The following is a 16033-nucleotide window of genomic DNA, read 5'->3' on the forward strand; positions in this document are numbered from 1 at the left end:
GCGGCATAGTTTATATAGAAGTATAGATTTGTGGCATATGGCTGGGTGGCAGGGAAGAGTTCTTCGGGTGGACTTAACAAGAAAGAAGGTCGTGGTGCAAGAGCTAGACGCCTCTGTGGCGCGTCAGTTTATTGGGGGCAGGGGGCTCGCCGTGAAGATCTTGTGGGACGAGCTTCCCCCCGGCGTAGACCCCCTCTCTCCATACAACAAACTGGTTTTCGCGGCAGGCCCCCTCACCGGCCTCCCTGGTCCCAACTTTGGGAAACTAGTAGTAGCGGCTAAGAGCCCCCTCACCGAGGGCTACGGCGACGGCAACATTGGGACGTGGGTCGCCGTCAATTTGCGCAAAGCGGGGTACGACGCACTCGTCGTAGAGGGGAAGGCCGAGAAGCCCTCCTATATCTACATAGAGGGCGATAAGGTGGAGATCTACGATGCGCGGGACCTCTGGGGGCTAAACGCGTGGGCTACTGAGGAGAAGCTCCAGAAGATACACGGGCGAGATGCCGCAGTTGTGACAATAGGCCCCGCCGGCGAGAACTTAGTGCGGTTTGCCACAGTGGTGTCTCAAAAGGGCCGCTCTGGGGGGAGGCCGGGGATGGGGGCGGTCATGGGGTCTAAGCTGTTGAAGGCGGTGGTGGTCAAGGGCAAGGGCGAAATTCCCATAGCTGACAAATCTGCCTACCAGAAGCTTGCCGTGGAGGCGGTTAAGGAGGGCTCCTCTAGCCCAAGCTACGGCTTCTGGATGCGGCAGGGCACAACTTCGACGGTGGAGTGGGCGCAGGAGGCCAGCGTGCTTCCCACGTACAACTTCTCGGAGGGGCAGTTCGAGGAGTTTGAGAAAATTGGGGGCGCCGCCGTGGAGAAGTTTGAGACAGACCTCAAGTCGTGTCCCCTGTGCTTCATGGCGTGCGGCCACTGGGTCCCCGCGGTGGAGGGCACGGCGGAGGTGGACTACGAGAACATAGCCATGTTGGGATCCAACCTGGGGATAGGCGACTTGCAGAAGGTAGCCGAGTTGAACAAAATCGCCGACGTAATGGGCATGGACACCATATCGCTCGGCAACGTGCTCGGCTACGCCATGGAGGCGTCCGAGAGGGGGCTTGGGGACAAGCTCGGCTTTGTGGTAGAGTGGGGCGACTTCGAGGCGGCTAGGCAACTGGCCCTAGATATTGCGCATAGGAGGGGATTCGGCGACCTCTTGGCCGAGGGAGTCAAGAGAGTGGCGGAGAGGATCGGGGGCACCGACTTTGCGATACACGTCAAGGGGCTCGAGGTCTCTGCCTACGACTGCCACGCCGCGCCAGCCATGGCGCTTGCGTATGCCACATCGCCGATTGGGGCCCACCACAAGGATGCCTGGGTAATATCCTGGGAGGTTAAGACAGACCGCTTCGGCTACACGAGGGAGAAGGCCGCCAAAGTGGTGGAGTTGCAGAGGATTAGGGGCGGGTGGTTTGAAACCTTTGTGGGCTGCCGCTTCCCCTGGGTCGAGGTGGGCCTGCCGCTTGAGTGGTACGCCAAGTTGTTCAAGGCCGCCACGGGGGTAGACGCAACCCCCGACTACTTCAACGAGGTGGGAGACAGGATATACGCCCTGATAAGGGCCTTCTGGATAAGAGAGTACGGGCAGTGGAGCAGGGACATGGACATGCCGCCGGCTAAGTGGTTTAAACAGCCGCTGACGCGCGGCCCACTGAAGGGGGCGCGGCTCGACTACGACGGTTACAACCAGCTCCTGGACTACTACTACGAGATCAGGGGGTGGGACAGGCGCGGCGTGCCGACGCGCGAGACGCTGAGAAAGCTCGGCCTAGACTACGTAATCCCCACCCTCGAGAAAGTGGTAGAGCTGGCCTAGGCCCCCTCCAAGCGTCAATTTTTAAAAGGGAGTACGGCCCCTGCGCCGTGATTGTCAGTGTTACCCCAGAGCTGGGCATCGACGTTGGGAGAAATTTTGCTGGCGGCCTCGGCGTGCTTGAGGGGGATAAGTTCTACGCCGCGGCTAGGCTGGGGGTGCCCTACACGGTGATTACTCTGTGGTACCCCGGCGGCTACGTGGCTTACAGGTTCGAAAACGGCGAGGCCGTGCCGGTGGAGGAGGGCAACGTAGAGGAGGGCCTCGAGGTCGTGGGCGAGGGGGAGGTGGCGGTGAGGGGTGAGAAGGTCGCCGTGGCGTATCTGGCATATAGGCTTAACACGGCCACTGCGGTTTTTGTAAAAGTGAAGGCTCCCGAGTGGGCCGTGAGAGCTGTGCAACAGCTCTACATCTCTGAGAAGGAGGCGGACCGCTTCTACAGATACGTTATTTTGGCTAAGGCGGCTGTGGACTACGTGGAGAGGTACATTGGGTGGGACAACGTGCGCTACTTGGACTTGCAGGAGGCCTACACTGCCCTAGTGCCGCTTGTGAAACGCCACGCGAGGGCTAGAATTGTAATTCACACGCCTGCGCCGTGGGGCCATCCCGCCTTCTCTAAGCGGTTTTTCAAAGAGGAATTCGGCTTCGACATGGCCATGGACCCCGTGGTGCTGACAGAGGTGGGTCTCGCCGCGTCTGTGGAGGGGATAGTCGTGTCGAAGAAAATGGTTGGGCTAGTGTGCAACGCCTTTCCCCACTTCTGCCACAAGATTAGGCCTGTGACAAACGCCGTGGAGGTGCCCCGCTGGGAGCACCCCAAGGTGTCCAGGGTCAAAAGCCCCGAAGAGCTTCGGAAGGCTAGAGAGGAGGTGAAGAGAGAGGCGCTGAGGGCCCTCGGCGTCGAGGCAGAGGGCAAGGTTGTGATATCGTGGGCGCGCCGCATTACACACTACAAGAGGCCCCACTTCGTGCTACAATTGATAGAGGACGTGGACAGAGATGTGGTGTTTATCCTAGGCGGCAGGGCCCATCCCCAGGACGGCTACGGCGTAGAGATGATGAAAAAGTTCAAGGAGGTGGCTAACGCCGCGGCCAACGTGTACTACTTCCCCCAGCTCGACATAGACACAATAAGGAAGATCATCTGGGCGACGGACATATGGCTCTTCACCCCCTTCAGCGGCTGGGAGGCCAGCGGCACGTCTTTTATGAAGGCTGGCATAAACGGCGTGCCCTCAGTTGCCTCTAGAGATGGGGCAGTGGTCGAAGCCGTCCGCGACGGCTACAACGGGTGGCTCTTCGGCGAAGACCGCCCCGTCCTACTGCCGCTGGACAGCAGAGACGTAGACGAGCGCGAATACGCCGAGTTTAAGAAAAAGGTGGAAGAGGCCTTGAACAGCTACTACGGCGGCGAGTATTGGCAAGTGGCGTACAACGCCTATGTCACATTCCGCCAGTACTTTTCCATGGACCGGCTGTTTCGCGATTACCACTATAAAGAATAAAAGCGACACTCACACTTCTCTGTGATACTGATAATTAGACCGGGGGAGCTCACAGTCAAGCGGGGGGCCACTAGGCTTGAGATGGAGAGACTGCTCCTGAGGGCGGCGAGGGAGGCCGCTGGTGAGTGTGGAGGAGCTAGGTTTCGCAGAGAGCCGGGAAGGATATATGCCGAGGGCGACGTCGAGTGCCTAAAGAGGGCTTTGTCGAGAGTTTTCGGCGTAAAGTCGGTGAGCCCAGCCCACGTGGTGACGTTCAAAGAGGTGGGGGACATAGCGTCTGCCGCGGCGGCGTTGTGGTCAAATGCGGCGGCTGGGAGAAAATTCGCAGTGAGGGTGCACAGGGTGGGCGACCATCCTTTTACGTCGCGGGACGTGGCGGCGGCTGTGGGGGCCGCGCTTGTGGCCGCCGGGGGGACAGTGGACTTGGAGAACCCCGAGGTGGAGTTCTTTGTGGAGGTGAGGGGCGACAAGGCCTACCTCTACACCGAGGTGGTGGAGGGGCCCGGCGGCCTCCCGCTGGGCTCCGAGGGCAAGGTGCTCGCGCTGGTCTCCGGCGGCATTGACTCCCCCGTGGCCGCGTGGATGTTGATGAGGCGGGGGGCCCACGTAGACGTCTTCCACTGCGCCCTTGGGGGCACCCCCACTCTGAAGAGGTCGCTGGAGGTCATAAGGCAACTCCTCTCATGGTCCTACGGCTACAACGCCCGGGTAATTGTGGCAGACTGCTCGCCAGTGGCAAAGGCCATTAGGGCCAAGGTGAGGGAGGAGCTGTGGAACATAGCCTTCAAGAGGGCCTTGTACCTTGCGGCGGCCGAGGCGGCGCGGAGAGTCAAAGCCTTAGCGCTGGCAACTGGCGAGTCGCTGGGGCAAGTCTCGTCTCAGACGTTGCAAGCCCTCGCCGCGGTCGAGAAGGGCCTCGACATGCCGGTGTTGAGGCCCCTCATCGGCATGGACAAGGAGGAAATTGTACAACTGGCGAAGAGGATAGGGACCTACGACCTGTCGGCCCACATGCCAGAGTACTGCGCCATCTTCAGCAGGAGGCCAAAGAAGTGGGCTACCCGTGAGGAGGTAGAGGAGATAGACCTGGCGGTGGGGGACGTGGCTAGAGAAGTCGCGTCGGCGGCCAAGGTGCTTCGGAAGAGGGAGCTCGCGGATTACATATCTACGTTGTCGCCGCCGACGGACCTCGAGGTGGAGGAGCCGCCCCCGGACGCGGTGGTGGTGGACCTACGCGACGAGGAGTCGTACAAGAGGTGGCACTACCCCGGCGCCGTGAGAGCCGACGTAGAGGACGTGGCGAAGCTGGTGGACAAGCTGGGGAGAGACAAGACCTACGTCTTTTACTGCTACAGCGGGGGCCTAAGCATCGACGTCGCCGAGGCGCTGAGAAAACAGGGAATAAGGGCGTACTCGCTAAGGCTAAGGCTCGACCGTGAGTGAAGACAGACACACTTGAACGAGTCCTCGTCTGACTCTCTCCCCTCGCTACGGCGTGTGTTCTATCATAGCAGGGAGGCTAGCTTCCTATGGAAGTCCCGACGCCGTATTGGCGACTTCTGCTCCTAGACGCCGTGTGGATGGACGTGTTCAGCCTGTGGCGTAACTCGTCACTGGTCTGCTAAGGGACAGCTCATCACATATCACCGGAGGCCCCATCCTTAAAAACTGTGTAGATGCGCCAGTGCGTGAATATATACTGGAACCGCGGCATATATGTCGAGGGCAGGAGGGCGAGGTTTGTTGTCGATCCCGTGGGCCCGGTGGAGGGGCCTGTGGACTTCGTTCTCGTGACCCACGGCCACAGCGACCACGTCTCTCGGTACATGTTTAAACACTTGGTGGTCGCCACGGCGGAGACGTTTAAGGCCATTGAGGTTAAATTTGGCGGCGTGCCTCCGAGGCGGCTCGTGACGGCGCCCGGCAGAGTCTTTGAGGTAGGCGGCGTGGAGGTGGCCGTGTTTGACGCAGGGCACATCGTGGGTAGCGTGATGTACTTAGTGGAGCTGGACGGGGTTCAGATCTTAATTACGGGCGACTACAGCGTCTACGGCTCAATACTCACAGACGGGGCAGAGCCCGTGGAAAAGCCCGACATACTCATCACAGAGGCCACCTATGGGGACCCGGCCTACGTATTCCCCAACAAGGCCGATGTGTACAACGAACTCCTCGACCTAGTGGAGAGACATGCGGGGGAGAGGGGCGTGGCCATTGCGGCATATCCCCTGGGCAAGGCACAGGAGGTCTCTGCACTGCTCGGGAGCAGGGCCAAGGCCCACCCCCTCGTGGCACGTTACAACAGGGCCTTGGGCATTAGGAGCGGCACCGACGGCGACGTGGTCGTAGTGCCCAGCCTCAAGGCGGCGCCTCCAGGCTTTGTCAAAGTGGAGGCGACGGGGTGGTACTCCGACGAAGAGTACAGAAGAAGGAGCGCCGAGAGGGGGATATATGGCGTGCCCCTCAGCGACCACAGCGATTATGTGGGACTTATAGAGTTTGTCAACGCGTCGGCGCCTAAGCTTGTATACACTGTATACGGCTTTTCAGAGCGCCTTGCCCGTAGCCTTAGGCGGCTTGGGCACAGGGCTTACACAATACCAGGCGCCGCTGGGCTGTCCAGATTTCTGAAATAGTTATATACTCCGCGCGCCGTCTAACACGGTGATGTGAGTCATGCCCGTATGACCGGTGATTTTTCCAGGGGTAGCTGATTAACACCTTGCTTAAATTTGGCAACGGTCCTAAGGATAAGATTTATATTGATGTTTAATTCTTCACTTCATGTCGGCAAGTAGGAGGGAGTGGCTTAAGGCCGTCGCCTCCTTTGCCGTAGGCGCAATTGTGGGTAGCGGCGCCACGTACGCCGCCTTGCAGAGTATAGGGCGAGCAGTGGAGAAGGTGGCCACCACCTCGCCCACAGCCACGGTTGCGCCCTCGCAAGCGGGCTTGCCCAAGATGAAGGCCTACTTCATCTACGTGGGGCCAGTCGGCGACTACGGCTGGACGTATGCCCACGACAGAGGGCGGCGGTTTGCCGAACGTGCCCTCTGCCCCAGCGAGAGGTGGTGTATTGTGGAGACGAAGTACGTGGAGAGCGTGCCCGAGGACCAGGCCTACACTTACGTGAAGAGGGCTGTCCAAGAGGGGGCTCACATAGTGTTTACAACGTCGTATGGCTTTATGGATGGCACAAAGCAGGCGGCGAAGGAGTTCTCAGATAGGTTCTTTGCCCACTGCTCCGGCTATTTTGCGAGCCCGGAGGAGTGGGCCCAGTTGAAGAACTTCGCCGAGTATTTCATTGACCTCTACGAGGCTTATTACCTCAACGGCATTGTGGCTGGGAAAATGACTAAGACTAACAAGCTTGGGTATGTCGCAGCGTTTCCAAAGTTGCCCGAGATTATACGCCACATGAACGCCTTCCTAATAGGCGCGCGGGAGGTGAATCCCAACGTGAAAATGGACGTGGTAGAGCTCGGCGCGTGGTACGCCCCAGACAGGGCCAGGTCCGCCGCAGTGAATTTAGTAGAGGCCGGTGTCGACGTCCTCGCCTTCACTGAGGATAGCCCCACCGTGTTGCAGGTGGCAGATGAGTATCAGCAGAGGGGCAAGGCCGTGTGGTCCTTCTCCCACTACTCGGATATGAGCAAGTATGGGCCGAGGGCCCACTTGACTGGGCAAGTGGTGAACTGGGGGCCGTTGTACGTGGAGATGTTGATTAGGGCCTACTTGGCGTGGGTCTCTGGCGATATTACGTTGTGGAGCGAGTGGCCGCCAGAGAGGCCCCGGGACTACTGGTGGAGCATGAAAAACGCCTACGCGGGATATGGACATGACAAGAATCCCGCCGACATAATTTTGCCGCTTAACTCAGCTGTGCCAGAGGAGGTGAGGAGGTACGTAGATCAGAGGAGGAGGGAGATCATTGAGGGCGTGTGGGACCCATTCACTGGGCCAATTAGGGATAGAGAGGGGAGGTTGAGGGTGCCGGAGAGAAGGCGCCTTAGCAAGGACGAGTTGTACAACATGGACTGGTACGTGGAGGGCTACGGGAAGCTTCCGGCGTAATGCCATTCCTCCGCGCGGTCGGAATTAGGAAGTTTTTTCCAGGCGTTGTCGCTCTCGACGGAGTAGACTTTGAGGTGGAGAGAGGCGAGGTCCACGCCCTCCTGGGGGAGAACGGGGCTGGGAAATCTACCCTGGTTTCAATTATCTACGGGGTGTATCTCCCAGACGGCGGCGAGATCTACATAGAGGGGAAGAGGGTTGAAATTACGTCGCCACGCCGCGCGGCGCAGATGGGGATCTCGCTTATATCGCAGCACTTCGCCCTAGTGGAGACGCTGACGGTCGAGGAGAACTTAAAACTGGCCGGCGTGGAGGTAAAACGCGCTCTAGAGATGGCGGACATGCTTGGGGTAGAGCTACCTCTGGACAAGTACGTCGCCGAGCTCACCGTGGGCGAGAGGCAGAGGGTGGAGATAGTGAAGGCGCTTGCGAAGGAGAGCGTGCTCTTCCTAATGGACGAGCCCACGGCCCTCCTCTCTCCAAGGGAGTCGAAGGCTCTCCTCTCCACGGCTAAGAGACTGGCTGAGCTGGGGAAGGCGGTGGTGTTGGTGACACATAAGATTAGGGAGGCGGTGGAGGTGGCTGATAGGATAACTGTGCTTAGGAGGGGGGTCAGAGTTGGCGTGTTTAAAAAGCCGTTTGACGAGGGCGAGTTGTTGGAGGCTATGTTTGGCAAAGTGATTCAGAGGAGCGTCTACAAGTCGGCGGCAGGCGGCGAGGTGATATACCGCGCCGAGGGGCTAACGGGCGAGAGAGTTCGCGACATGTCTATTGAGCTGAGGCGCGGCGAGCTTGTCGCAGTTTTGGGAGTTGCAGGGAATGGGCAAGAGGAGCTTATGGAGCTCCTCGCGGGCTTCAAGAGGCCGCAGAGGGGCAGAATTGTGCTAGACGGCGTAGATATGACGGGCCGGCCCTTCGCAGAGTTTTTAAGACGCGGCGTCGTCTATTTGCCAGAGGATAGAGGCCGCGCCTTAGCGAGAGATTTAAGCGTAATCGACAACTTTAAGATGCGTTGTTTCAAGGACTGCGTGAAAAAACTTGAAGAGTTTAGGGAGCTACTTGACATAGACATACCGAGCTTGTCCACAAGGGTAAGCGCGTTGTCGGGCGGAAATCAGCAGAAGCTCCTCCTGGCCAGAGAGCTGCTCCTCCGCGACCCCTACATAGTCGTGGCCTCTTACCCCACCCGCGGCCTCGACTTAGAAACCAGCGAGAAGTTCTATGCCATTGTTAGAAAGGTGGTCAAGGGCGCGGCTGTGGTGAGTTTGGAAGACGTGGAGGAGGCCGTGGAAAAGGCCGATAGGATATACGTGCTCTCCAGAGGCCGCGTTGTTGCCTCATTCACGCCGCCCTACGACGTCGATCAGATCGCAGAGGCCATGGCCTCATGAGGCTCGTCCAGAGAAGAGAGCCGTACCCCCTCGGCTACGCAGTGGCCTTGGCCGGCTCTTTAGCCACGACGCTCGCCGCAGTGTTGCTGGCCACAAACCGACTAGACTCGGCCTTGGCTGTGCTGGCCATCACAGATTGGGGATTCTACCTAAGGGTATTCGCAGTGGTGGGCATTGTGGCCATGTCGGGGGTTGTGTCGTATAGGGCTGGTCTTTGGAACATCGGCCAAGAGGGCCAGGCAGTGGTAGGCGCGCTCGCCGCCCTGGCGTCCACCGACCCGCTGGGGGCCCTCTTCGCCGGCTTCTTAGTCGGCCTAGCCTGGGCTCTGCCCCCGGCTTTGCTGAGGGCCTTCCTCGGCGTAAATGAGGCAGTTACCACATTCCTCCTAACCTTTGTCGCAGTCTACACCGCCCGCTACTTCATAGAGGGCCCCCTGAGAGACCCGGCCAAGAGGGGCTTTGTGGCATCGGTTGAGGCCCCCCACCTAGGCCTAGCCGCCGCTGTGGGAGCACTGGCTGTTGTAGCTATCGGCGTATTAGTACTGTATAAGACGCGGCTCGGCTTATACCTCCGCCTACTGGCCTCCGGCGAAGAGGTAGTAAGGTACGCCGGCGCATTGCCCACTGTGTATATCTTGTTGGGGCTGGCGCTGAGCGGCGCGTTGGCGGGCCTGGGGGGCGCGGTAGAGATTTCAAGCAGAGAGGCAGGCAGATATATGACGCTCCAGCAGGTGTCAACGGGGTTTGGGCTATACGGCATATCGGCCGCCTGGCTGGGTGGGCTGAGCCCCCTGGGCGCCTTAGCCGCCTCGGCCTATGTGGCCTGGCTCTACCAAGTGGGCGTAAACCTCAAAGTCCTCGGCCTACCGGCGCTTGTGGCAAACGCTCTCGTGGGAAGCGCCATGGCGTGGGGCCTCGCCGGCTACGTCCTCTACAAGTATAGAGTCGTATGGCGGTAGAGCTCGGCGTACTCTTCGAGGTCTTCAAGGCGGCTACGCCTATACTGCTGGCGACGCTGGGGGCGGCGGTGGGGCAAAGAGCGGGTGTGCTCAATTTAGGCATTGAGGGCACCGTCTACTTATCTGCCGCCGTGGCCGCCCTTCTGGGCCCCCCTTGGGGCCTTCTACTCGCCGTGGTGGTGGGCACCTTGTACAACCTTCTCTACTACTTCCTTGCAAACGACTTTGCGCTCAACCAAGTCCTGCTAGGCTTTGCCTTCACTATGGTGGCATACGGCGTGGGCTCCCAAGTGGCGCAGAGCAGAGTTGGTGTGCCGTTGCAGAAGCCGGCGCTGTACGGCCCCGAGGCCTTCGCCGCGGCGGTTGTATTGGCAGTGGTGGTGCATGTTCTCCTAAGGACGAGGCTCGGCGTGGCGATAAAGGCCTCCGGCGACGACCCAGCATCGCTTGACCTAATGGGGATTGACGTATATCGCGTTAGAAAAATTGCAGGCGCAGTGGAGGGCCTTTTGGCATCGGCGGCCGGCGCCTACTTGGTGTTGGCATACTACGGTAGCTGGAGCGACCAACTGGTCATGGGCTGGGGCTTTCTTGCAGTTGTCACAGCAATGATAGCCCTATGGCGGCCCCTACTTGCAATAGCCGCCTCACTTGTGCCATCCACGTTTATATCTCTCTCATACACACTCCAACGGTATCTACAGATCTCTCCCCACCTCTTAAACACAACGCCATACCTAGCCTCCATAGCCGTTTTGGTAATCCTATACATTGCGGCGAGACGCGGAGCATTTAAGACATCGGCGCCTCGATGGCTCGCCAAGCCCTACATCCGCGAAGAGCGGTAACAAGGCGCACTAAAGCGCCGATAAGGCGACGCCCTCTACACACGACCAAGGAAGGGAGTAGGGTTGTACAAGGCGCTGAGTTGAGACGCATTCAAGCTTACGTCCGCAACGACGCCGATATAAAACGGTGGAGCCCCGGCCGGGATTTGAATTCCCGGGGTGTCCCCTCCCGGGGCCGCCCGCTGTCTCGGCGGCCCGCCTACAAGGCGGGCGCTTTGGCCCAGCTACCGCTGTCTGACCGGGCTGAGCTACCGGGGCCGTGTCTATGTTTAGGTGTCTTAATAAGTTTTAAGGGGCTGTTTACGGCGCAGTAGCGCCGACTACAGCGGCAAGTGCATCGAAGAGGGTGTACTGCGTCTCGCTAGCGGTCGGGGTGAGGCCGCCGGGGAGTTGGGGCTTGTGTTGTCTAACTATTGTCGGCTACCAGAGGAGGAGCCTAATTACTCGTCTGGCGCGTGCTCTCTGCCATTGGAGTAGGTATAGGGCGAGGGCTGCGGTAAATGTGATATTTATCGCCCAAGACGCCGTGCGGAGGAGTGTGTACACAAGCCCTAGGTCTACGTGGAGGGAATTTGACAGAGCCCGTAGCGCCACCTCGTATATGAGGGGCCCCGCCGCTGGTATCACTGAGAGGATTAGTGCTATGGAGAGCATGGCGCCTACTACCCCGTTCCACAGGACCGCGTATGGGTCTGTGGCCGGCGTGATGGCTGCCGCGTATACGGCAGTTAGCGCGGCTAGGGCGAAGTAGAGCTTCATGTCTCCTCCAGTTTTCTAATTAACCACTCCACTATGTGCGCATGAGCTGTGCCCCTCCGCCGCGGTAGCTCTTCTAGGCACTTCTTGTCGGCCATACCTTTTAATTAGACCTGTATTTAACTGTGTGAGGTTTTGGCCTCTAGACGCCACGTACTCTGTGGTTGGCGGGGTGCCTGAGGTGAGGGTCTTCGGCGTCGACGGCGAGGGTCGGAGGGTTGTTCTCGTCGATAGGCGTTTTAGGCCGTACTTCTACGCCAAGTGTGACAAGTGCGACGCCTCTTTGGCCAAGTCGTATCTTTCCCGTGTGGCTCCTGTGGAGGCCGTGGAGGTGGTGGAGCGGCGGTTTTTCGGCAGGCCCACGATCTTTCTAAAGGTGGTGGCTAAGGTGCCTGAGGATGTGCGGAAGTTGCGGGAGGCGGCCTTGGGAGCCCCCGGCGTCGTAGACGTGTACGAGGCCGATATTAGGTACTACATGCGTTACATGATAGATAAGGGAGTTGTCCCCTGCGCTTGGAACGTGGTAGAGGCGAGAGAGGCGGGCAAGCTCGGCCCTCTGCCGTTGTACGAAGTTGTGGAGTGGGCCGGCGTTGAGGAGGGCTTTCCGCCCCCTCTTCGCGTCTTGGCCTTCGACATAGAGGTGTACAACGAGAGGGGGAGCCCAGACCCGCTTCGCGATCCCGTGGTGATGCTCGCTGTCAAGACCAGCGACGGCCGCGAGGAGGTCTTCGAGGCGGAGGGCAGAGACGACAGGAGGGTCATTAGGGGGTTTGTGGATTTTGTAAAAGAGTTTGACCCCGATGTAATAGTTGGCTACAACTCCAACGGCTTTGACTGGCCTTACCTCTCCGAGAGGGCTAAGGCGTTGGGTGTTCCGCTGAGGGTGGATAGGCTGGGCGGCGTGCCTCAGCAGAGTGTCTACGGCCACTGGTCTGTGGTAGGCAGGGCGAACGTCGACTTGTACAACATAGTGGACGAGTTTCCAGAGATTAAGGTGAAGACTCTGGACCGCGTGGCTGAGTACTTCGGCGTCATGAAGAGGAGTGAGCGCGTGTTAATACCTGGCCACAAGGTGTATGAGTATTGGAACGACCCTGCGAAGAGGCCCACGCTTATGCGCTACGTCCTCGACGACGTTAGATCCACTCTGGGCCTCGCCGAGAAGCTTCTCCCATTCTTAATCCAGCTCTCCTCCGTGTCTGGACTGCCGCTCGACCAAGTGGCCGCGGCCAGCGTTGGGAATAGAGTGGAGTGGATGCTTTTGCGCTACGCCTACCGCATGGGCGAGGTGGCGCCGAATAGGGAGGAGAGGGAGTACGAGCCTTACAAGGGGGCGATTGTGCTAGAGCCAAAGCCCGGGCTGTACAGCGACGTGCTTGTGTTAGACTTCTCCTCAATGTACCCCAACATAATGATGAAGTACAACCTCTCGCCCGATACTTACTTGGAGCCGCATGAGCCAGATCCCCCGGAGGGGGTAGTGGTGGCGCCCGAGGTGGGGCACCGCTTTAGAAAGGCTCCAACCGGCTTTATCCCCGCCGTGTTGAAGCACTTAGTGGAGCTTAGAAGGGCGGTTAGAGAGGAGGCGAAGAAGTATCCCCCCGACTCGCCTGAGTACCGACTCTTGGACGAGAGGCAGAGGGCTCTCAAGGTCATGGCAAACGCCATGTACGGCTACTTAGGCTGGGTTGGTGCGCGGTGGTACAAGAAAGAGGTCGCGGAGTCCGTTACGGCGTTTGCGCGGGCCATTCTACTCGACGTGGTGGAGTACGCGAAGAGGCTTGGCATCGAGGTGATATACGGCGACACGGACAGCCTCTTCGTTAAGAAGAGCGGGGCGGTGGACAGGCTGGTGAAATATGTGGAAGAGCGGCACGGCATTGAGATTAAGGTGGATAAGGACTATGAGAGAGTGTTGTTTACTGAGGCTAAGAAGAGGTACGCCGGGTTGTTGAGAGATGGGAGAATAGACATCGTGGGGTTTGAAGTAGTTAGGGGGGACTGGTGCGAGTTGGCCAAGGAGGTCCAGCTGAACGTGGTGGAACTTATTCTTAAGTCGAAGAGCGTGGGCGAGGCCAGGGAGCGGGTTGTGAAATATGTCCGCGAAGTAGTTGAGCGCCTAAAGGCGTATAAATTCGACTTAGACGACTTGATCATCTGGAAGACGTTGGACAAGGAGCTGGATGAGTACAAGGCCTATGGCCCCCACGTCCACGCCGCGTTGGAGCTTAAGAGGAGGGGCTACAAAGTGGGTAAGGGGACCACTGTGGGGTATGTGATAGTGAGGGGGCCCGGCAAGGTTTCTGAACGCGCCATGCCCTACATATTCGTCGACGACGCGAGTAAAGTGGACGTGGACTACTACATTGAGAAGCAAGTTATCCCAGCCGCGCTCAGAATAGCAGAGGTCCTCGGCGTAAAAGAGAGCGACTTGAAGACAGGCAGAGTCGAAAAATCACTCTTGGACTTCCTAGGCTAGTTTCTGCAGTTGTTCAAAGGTTACAATTTTTAGGTCTTCTGGCACCTTTGTCAGCGGGCCCACTCTCGCCGTTATTATGATCTTTACGCCCTTCTTTGCGGCTAAATCCACTATCCTCTGTGTGACAATGCCGTCCATTAATATGGCGTAGATAGAGTCTGTGGAGTTTGCCAGCTCGTCGGGCAGCTCTCTCACGGCTATGCGCTTTATTAGAGACCAGTTAGTGTCGTAGAGCTCGGCTTCGAGCGTGCCTTGCATGTCGCCTAGCCGTTTTACAATCTCCTGAGGCACCTCTGCAATGGGCTGTTGCGAGGGGGCCGCTGGAGGGGCTGTCGGCTGTTGCGGCGGGGGAGCGGCGGCCTCGGTCTTCTCAGCTCCCGCCTTCTGTTGCGCCAACCACTCTTCCAGTGTTACCTTATTCCTCAGCGCCTTTGCTATCTCCTTAGCGGTCAGTTGTTCTACTTCTTTGCCGGGCGGGGCGCGGGCTACGTAGTCGATGTGTGCAACCTTCATTAACTCCTTTAACACCATCTCGCCTCCCTTGTCGCCGTCTATGAATAATGTTATGGATTTTCTCTTGCTTAAATCGATGATGGTTTGAGGCACGCCGCGGCTAATCCCCTCTAGCGCTATTACGTTTCTATAGCCGTGTTTTACAAGGTTTACGACGTCTGCCCTCCCCTCGACTACGATGATCCAATCCGACTTATCAACGTCTGGGCCTGCCGGCAGTTTTTCTGGCCCATATTCCACAACCTCTGCCTTTGCCACATCCTCTTTCAACTTTTCAATTATCTCCTTGGTGTCTGGCAGTATCTCCTCCTCTATCATTTTAATCAGCTCCTTGGCTCTCTCAACGATTTTCTTCCTCTTTTCCTCTCTCAGGTCTCTGATTTCTAGCACTTTTACGGTGGCGGGGTAGGGCCCCACTCTTTCTATGCTCTCGATTAAAGCGGCCACTAGCGCGGTCTCGTAGCGGTCTAAGTTACTCGGTATGTATATCTTCGCCTTTGTCTTCCCGTCCTTCTCCTGTATGTCCACCTCTATTCTCCCTATGCGCCCCATCATTTGTAGCTCTCTGAGGTCCATGTCCTTTCCTAGTAGGCCTTCGGTTTGGGAAAACAGTGCGCCTATGATGTCTGATTTATCTACTCCGCCGTTTACCTCTATTTGCGCCACTATCATGTACTTGGCTACTATGGTTAAAGCGCCCATGTGGGCTGTTGGGGCTTTATGTTTTAAATGTTTTCACAAGGATTTAAACCCCCATCAACGGGCTGTCGTGTTGCAGATTTTGCGCCATGTGGGCGATGTAGTGCACAAGGCGCTCAAGTACGCGCTTGACTTAGCCCAGCCCGGGGTCCCGGTTCTTGAGCTTTGTGAGAAAGTGGAGGAGTTTATTAGGGCTAACGGGGCAAAGCCGGCGTTCCCCGTCAATGTGAGCATAAACGAGGTTGCCGCCCACTACACTGCCAAGCGTAGAGATGCCCTTGAGATTCCAAAGAGCGGGGTGGTGAAGATAGATGTTGGCGCACATCGGGATGGCTACATCGTCGACGCCGCCGTCTCCATAGCGTTTGGCTCAGCGTTTGAGAGCTTAGTCAAGGCGGCGCGCGGCGCGTTGGAGGCGGCGTTGAGCTTGGCGAAGCCCGGGGTAAGGGCGTGGCAGATAGGCGAGGCGGTGGAGAGGGTGGCCAAGGGCTATGGGTTTAGGCCTATCTACAACTTGACGGGGCACAAGATAGAGCGGTTCATCTTACACGCGGGGCACGTGGTGCCCAACTACCCAGACAAAACCGCCTCGCAGCAGTTGATGCCCGGAGACGTGTACGCCATAGAGCCGTTTGTCACCAACGGAGAGGGGCAGGTGGTTGATGGGAGGGAGGTAACTATTTTCAGGCTACTGAAGATGAGGCACAAGTCTCTACAGCAGTTCATAGACGTCGTCGGCGCCGAGGTGGGGCCTCTCCCGTTTACTCCGCGTTGGTTTCCTCGGCTAGACGACTCGGTGTTTACCCAGGCGCTTAAGTTGGGCGTAATCCACGGCTATGAGGTGCTCGTGGAGCGGAGTAGGGGATACGTGGCCCAGTTTGAGGACACCGTTTACATAGGCGAGGAGGGAGCGGTGCCGCTGGCCCGCACGCTCGAGTTATTGTAGGG

At 58.3% G+C, this 16033-nt stretch carries 12 protein-coding genes and 1 tRNA gene; 10 read left to right on the forward strand and 3 right to left on the reverse strand.

Annotation, left to right across the window (positions count from 1 at the left end; genetic code table 11):
- Nucleotides 1-37: 37 nt before the first annotated feature.
- From PCAL_RS05525 to PCAL_RS05560, 8 genes are all read left to right on the forward strand, one after another.
- Nucleotides 38-1864: an aldehyde ferredoxin oxidoreductase family protein gene (locus PCAL_RS05525; protein WP_011849723.1), complete on the forward strand. Its 1827-nt coding sequence runs from the start codon at nt 38-40 to the stop codon at nt 1862-1864.
- A 47-nt stretch (nt 1865-1911) separates the two neighbouring features.
- A complete protein-coding gene (locus PCAL_RS05530; protein ID WP_011849724.1) occupies nt 1912-3369 on the forward strand; it encodes a glycosyltransferase in 1458 nt (485 codons plus the stop codon).
- A gap of 21 nt (nt 3370-3390) precedes the next feature.
- Complete coding sequence (gene thiI, locus PCAL_RS05535) at nt 3391-4812, forward strand: tRNA uracil 4-sulfurtransferase ThiI (RefSeq protein ID WP_011849725.1); 1422 nt, start codon at nt 3391-3393, stop codon at nt 4810-4812.
- Between the two features lie 245 nt (nt 4813-5057).
- Nucleotides 5058-6005: an MBL fold metallo-hydrolase gene (locus tag PCAL_RS05540; RefSeq protein WP_193322945.1), complete on the forward strand. Its 948-nt coding sequence runs from the start codon at nt 5058-5060 to the stop codon at nt 6003-6005.
- A gap of 148 nt (nt 6006-6153) precedes the next feature.
- On the forward strand, nt 6154-7440 hold the full coding sequence (locus PCAL_RS05545; protein ID WP_011849727.1) for a BMP family ABC transporter substrate-binding protein: 1287 nt from the start codon (nt 6154-6156) through the stop codon (nt 7438-7440).
- Nucleotides 7440-8831 (forward strand): ABC transporter ATP-binding protein, encoded by a 1392-nt coding sequence (locus PCAL_RS05550; protein ID WP_011849728.1) that lies wholly within the window; start codon nt 7440-7442, stop codon nt 8829-8831. The genes PCAL_RS05545 and PCAL_RS05550 overlap by 1 nt, the downstream gene beginning before the upstream one ends.
- A complete protein-coding gene (locus PCAL_RS05555) occupies nt 8828-9790 on the forward strand; it encodes an ABC transporter permease subunit (RefSeq protein WP_011849729.1) in 963 nt (320 codons plus the stop codon). Before PCAL_RS05550 ends, PCAL_RS05555 begins: the two co-directional genes overlap by 4 nt.
- The gene (locus PCAL_RS05560; protein ID WP_011849730.1) at nt 9781-10638 is read left to right on the forward strand and encodes an ABC transporter permease; all 858 of its coding nucleotides are present in this window, start codon (nt 9781-9783) and stop codon (nt 10636-10638) included. Before PCAL_RS05555 ends, PCAL_RS05560 begins: the two co-directional genes overlap by 10 nt.
- A 128-nt stretch (nt 10639-10766) precedes the next feature.
- Here the strand turns inward: PCAL_RS05560 and PCAL_RS05565 are convergent.
- Nucleotides 10767-10896 (reverse strand) — tRNA-Thr (locus PCAL_RS05565).
- A 162-nt stretch (nt 10897-11058) separates the two neighbouring features.
- Nucleotides 11059-11397, reverse strand: coding sequence for a hypothetical protein (locus PCAL_RS05570; RefSeq protein WP_011849731.1), 339 nt, complete (start codon nt 11395-11397; stop codon nt 11059-11061).
- 124 nt (nt 11398-11521) lie between these two features.
- Here PCAL_RS05570 and PCAL_RS05575 point away from each other — a divergent pair, with 124 nt between their 5' ends.
- Complete coding sequence (locus PCAL_RS05575; RefSeq protein WP_011849732.1) at nt 11522-13873, forward strand: DNA-directed DNA polymerase; 2352 nt, start codon at nt 11522-11524, stop codon at nt 13871-13873.
- On the opposite strand, the gene dnaG is transcribed toward PCAL_RS05575, so the two are convergent.
- Nucleotides 13865-15088 carry a DNA primase DnaG gene (gene dnaG, locus PCAL_RS05580; RefSeq protein ID WP_011849733.1) on the reverse strand — a complete coding sequence of 408 codons (1224 nt, stop codon included), beginning with the start codon at nt 15086-15088 and terminating at the stop codon, nt 13865-13867. The genes PCAL_RS05575 and dnaG overlap by 9 nt on opposite strands.
- Before the next feature lie 67 nt (nt 15089-15155).
- Between dnaG and map the strand changes: the two genes are divergently transcribed.
- Complete coding sequence (map, locus tag PCAL_RS05585) at nt 15156-16031, forward strand: type II methionyl aminopeptidase (RefSeq protein WP_011849734.1); 876 nt, start codon at nt 15156-15158, stop codon at nt 16029-16031.
- Nucleotides 16032-16033: the final 2 nt, after the last annotated feature.

It is taken from the genome of Pyrobaculum calidifontis JCM 11548 (genome assembly GCF_000015805.1).
Classification (GTDB): Archaea; Thermoproteota; Thermoprotei; order Thermoproteales; family Thermoproteaceae; genus Pyrobaculum; species Pyrobaculum calidifontis.

Coding starts and splice junctions, on each gene's coding strand:
- PCAL_RS05525 (WP_011849723.1), top strand. CDS start 38: ATGGCTGGGTGGCAGGGAAGAGTTCTTCGGGTGGACTTAACAAGAAAG.
- PCAL_RS05555 (WP_011849729.1), top strand. CDS start 8,828: ATGAGGCTCGTCCAGAGAAGAGAGCCGTACCCCCTCGGCTACGCAGTG.
- PCAL_RS05545 (WP_011849727.1), top strand. CDS start 6,154: ATGTCGGCAAGTAGGAGGGAGTGGCTTAAGGCCGTCGCCTCCTTTGCC.
- PCAL_RS05560 (WP_011849730.1), top strand. CDS start 9,781: ATGGCGGTAGAGCTCGGCGTACTCTTCGAGGTCTTCAAGGCGGCTACG.
- PCAL_RS05570 (WP_011849731.1), bottom strand. CDS start 11,397: ATGAAGCTCTACTTCGCCCTAGCCGCGCTAACTGCCGTATACGCGGCA.
- dnaG (WP_011849733.1), bottom strand. CDS start 15,088: ATGGGCGCTTTAACCATAGTAGCCAAGTACATGATAGTGGCGCAAATA.
- PCAL_RS05550 (WP_011849728.1), top strand. CDS start 7,440: ATGCCATTCCTCCGCGCGGTCGGAATTAGGAAGTTTTTTCCAGGCGTT.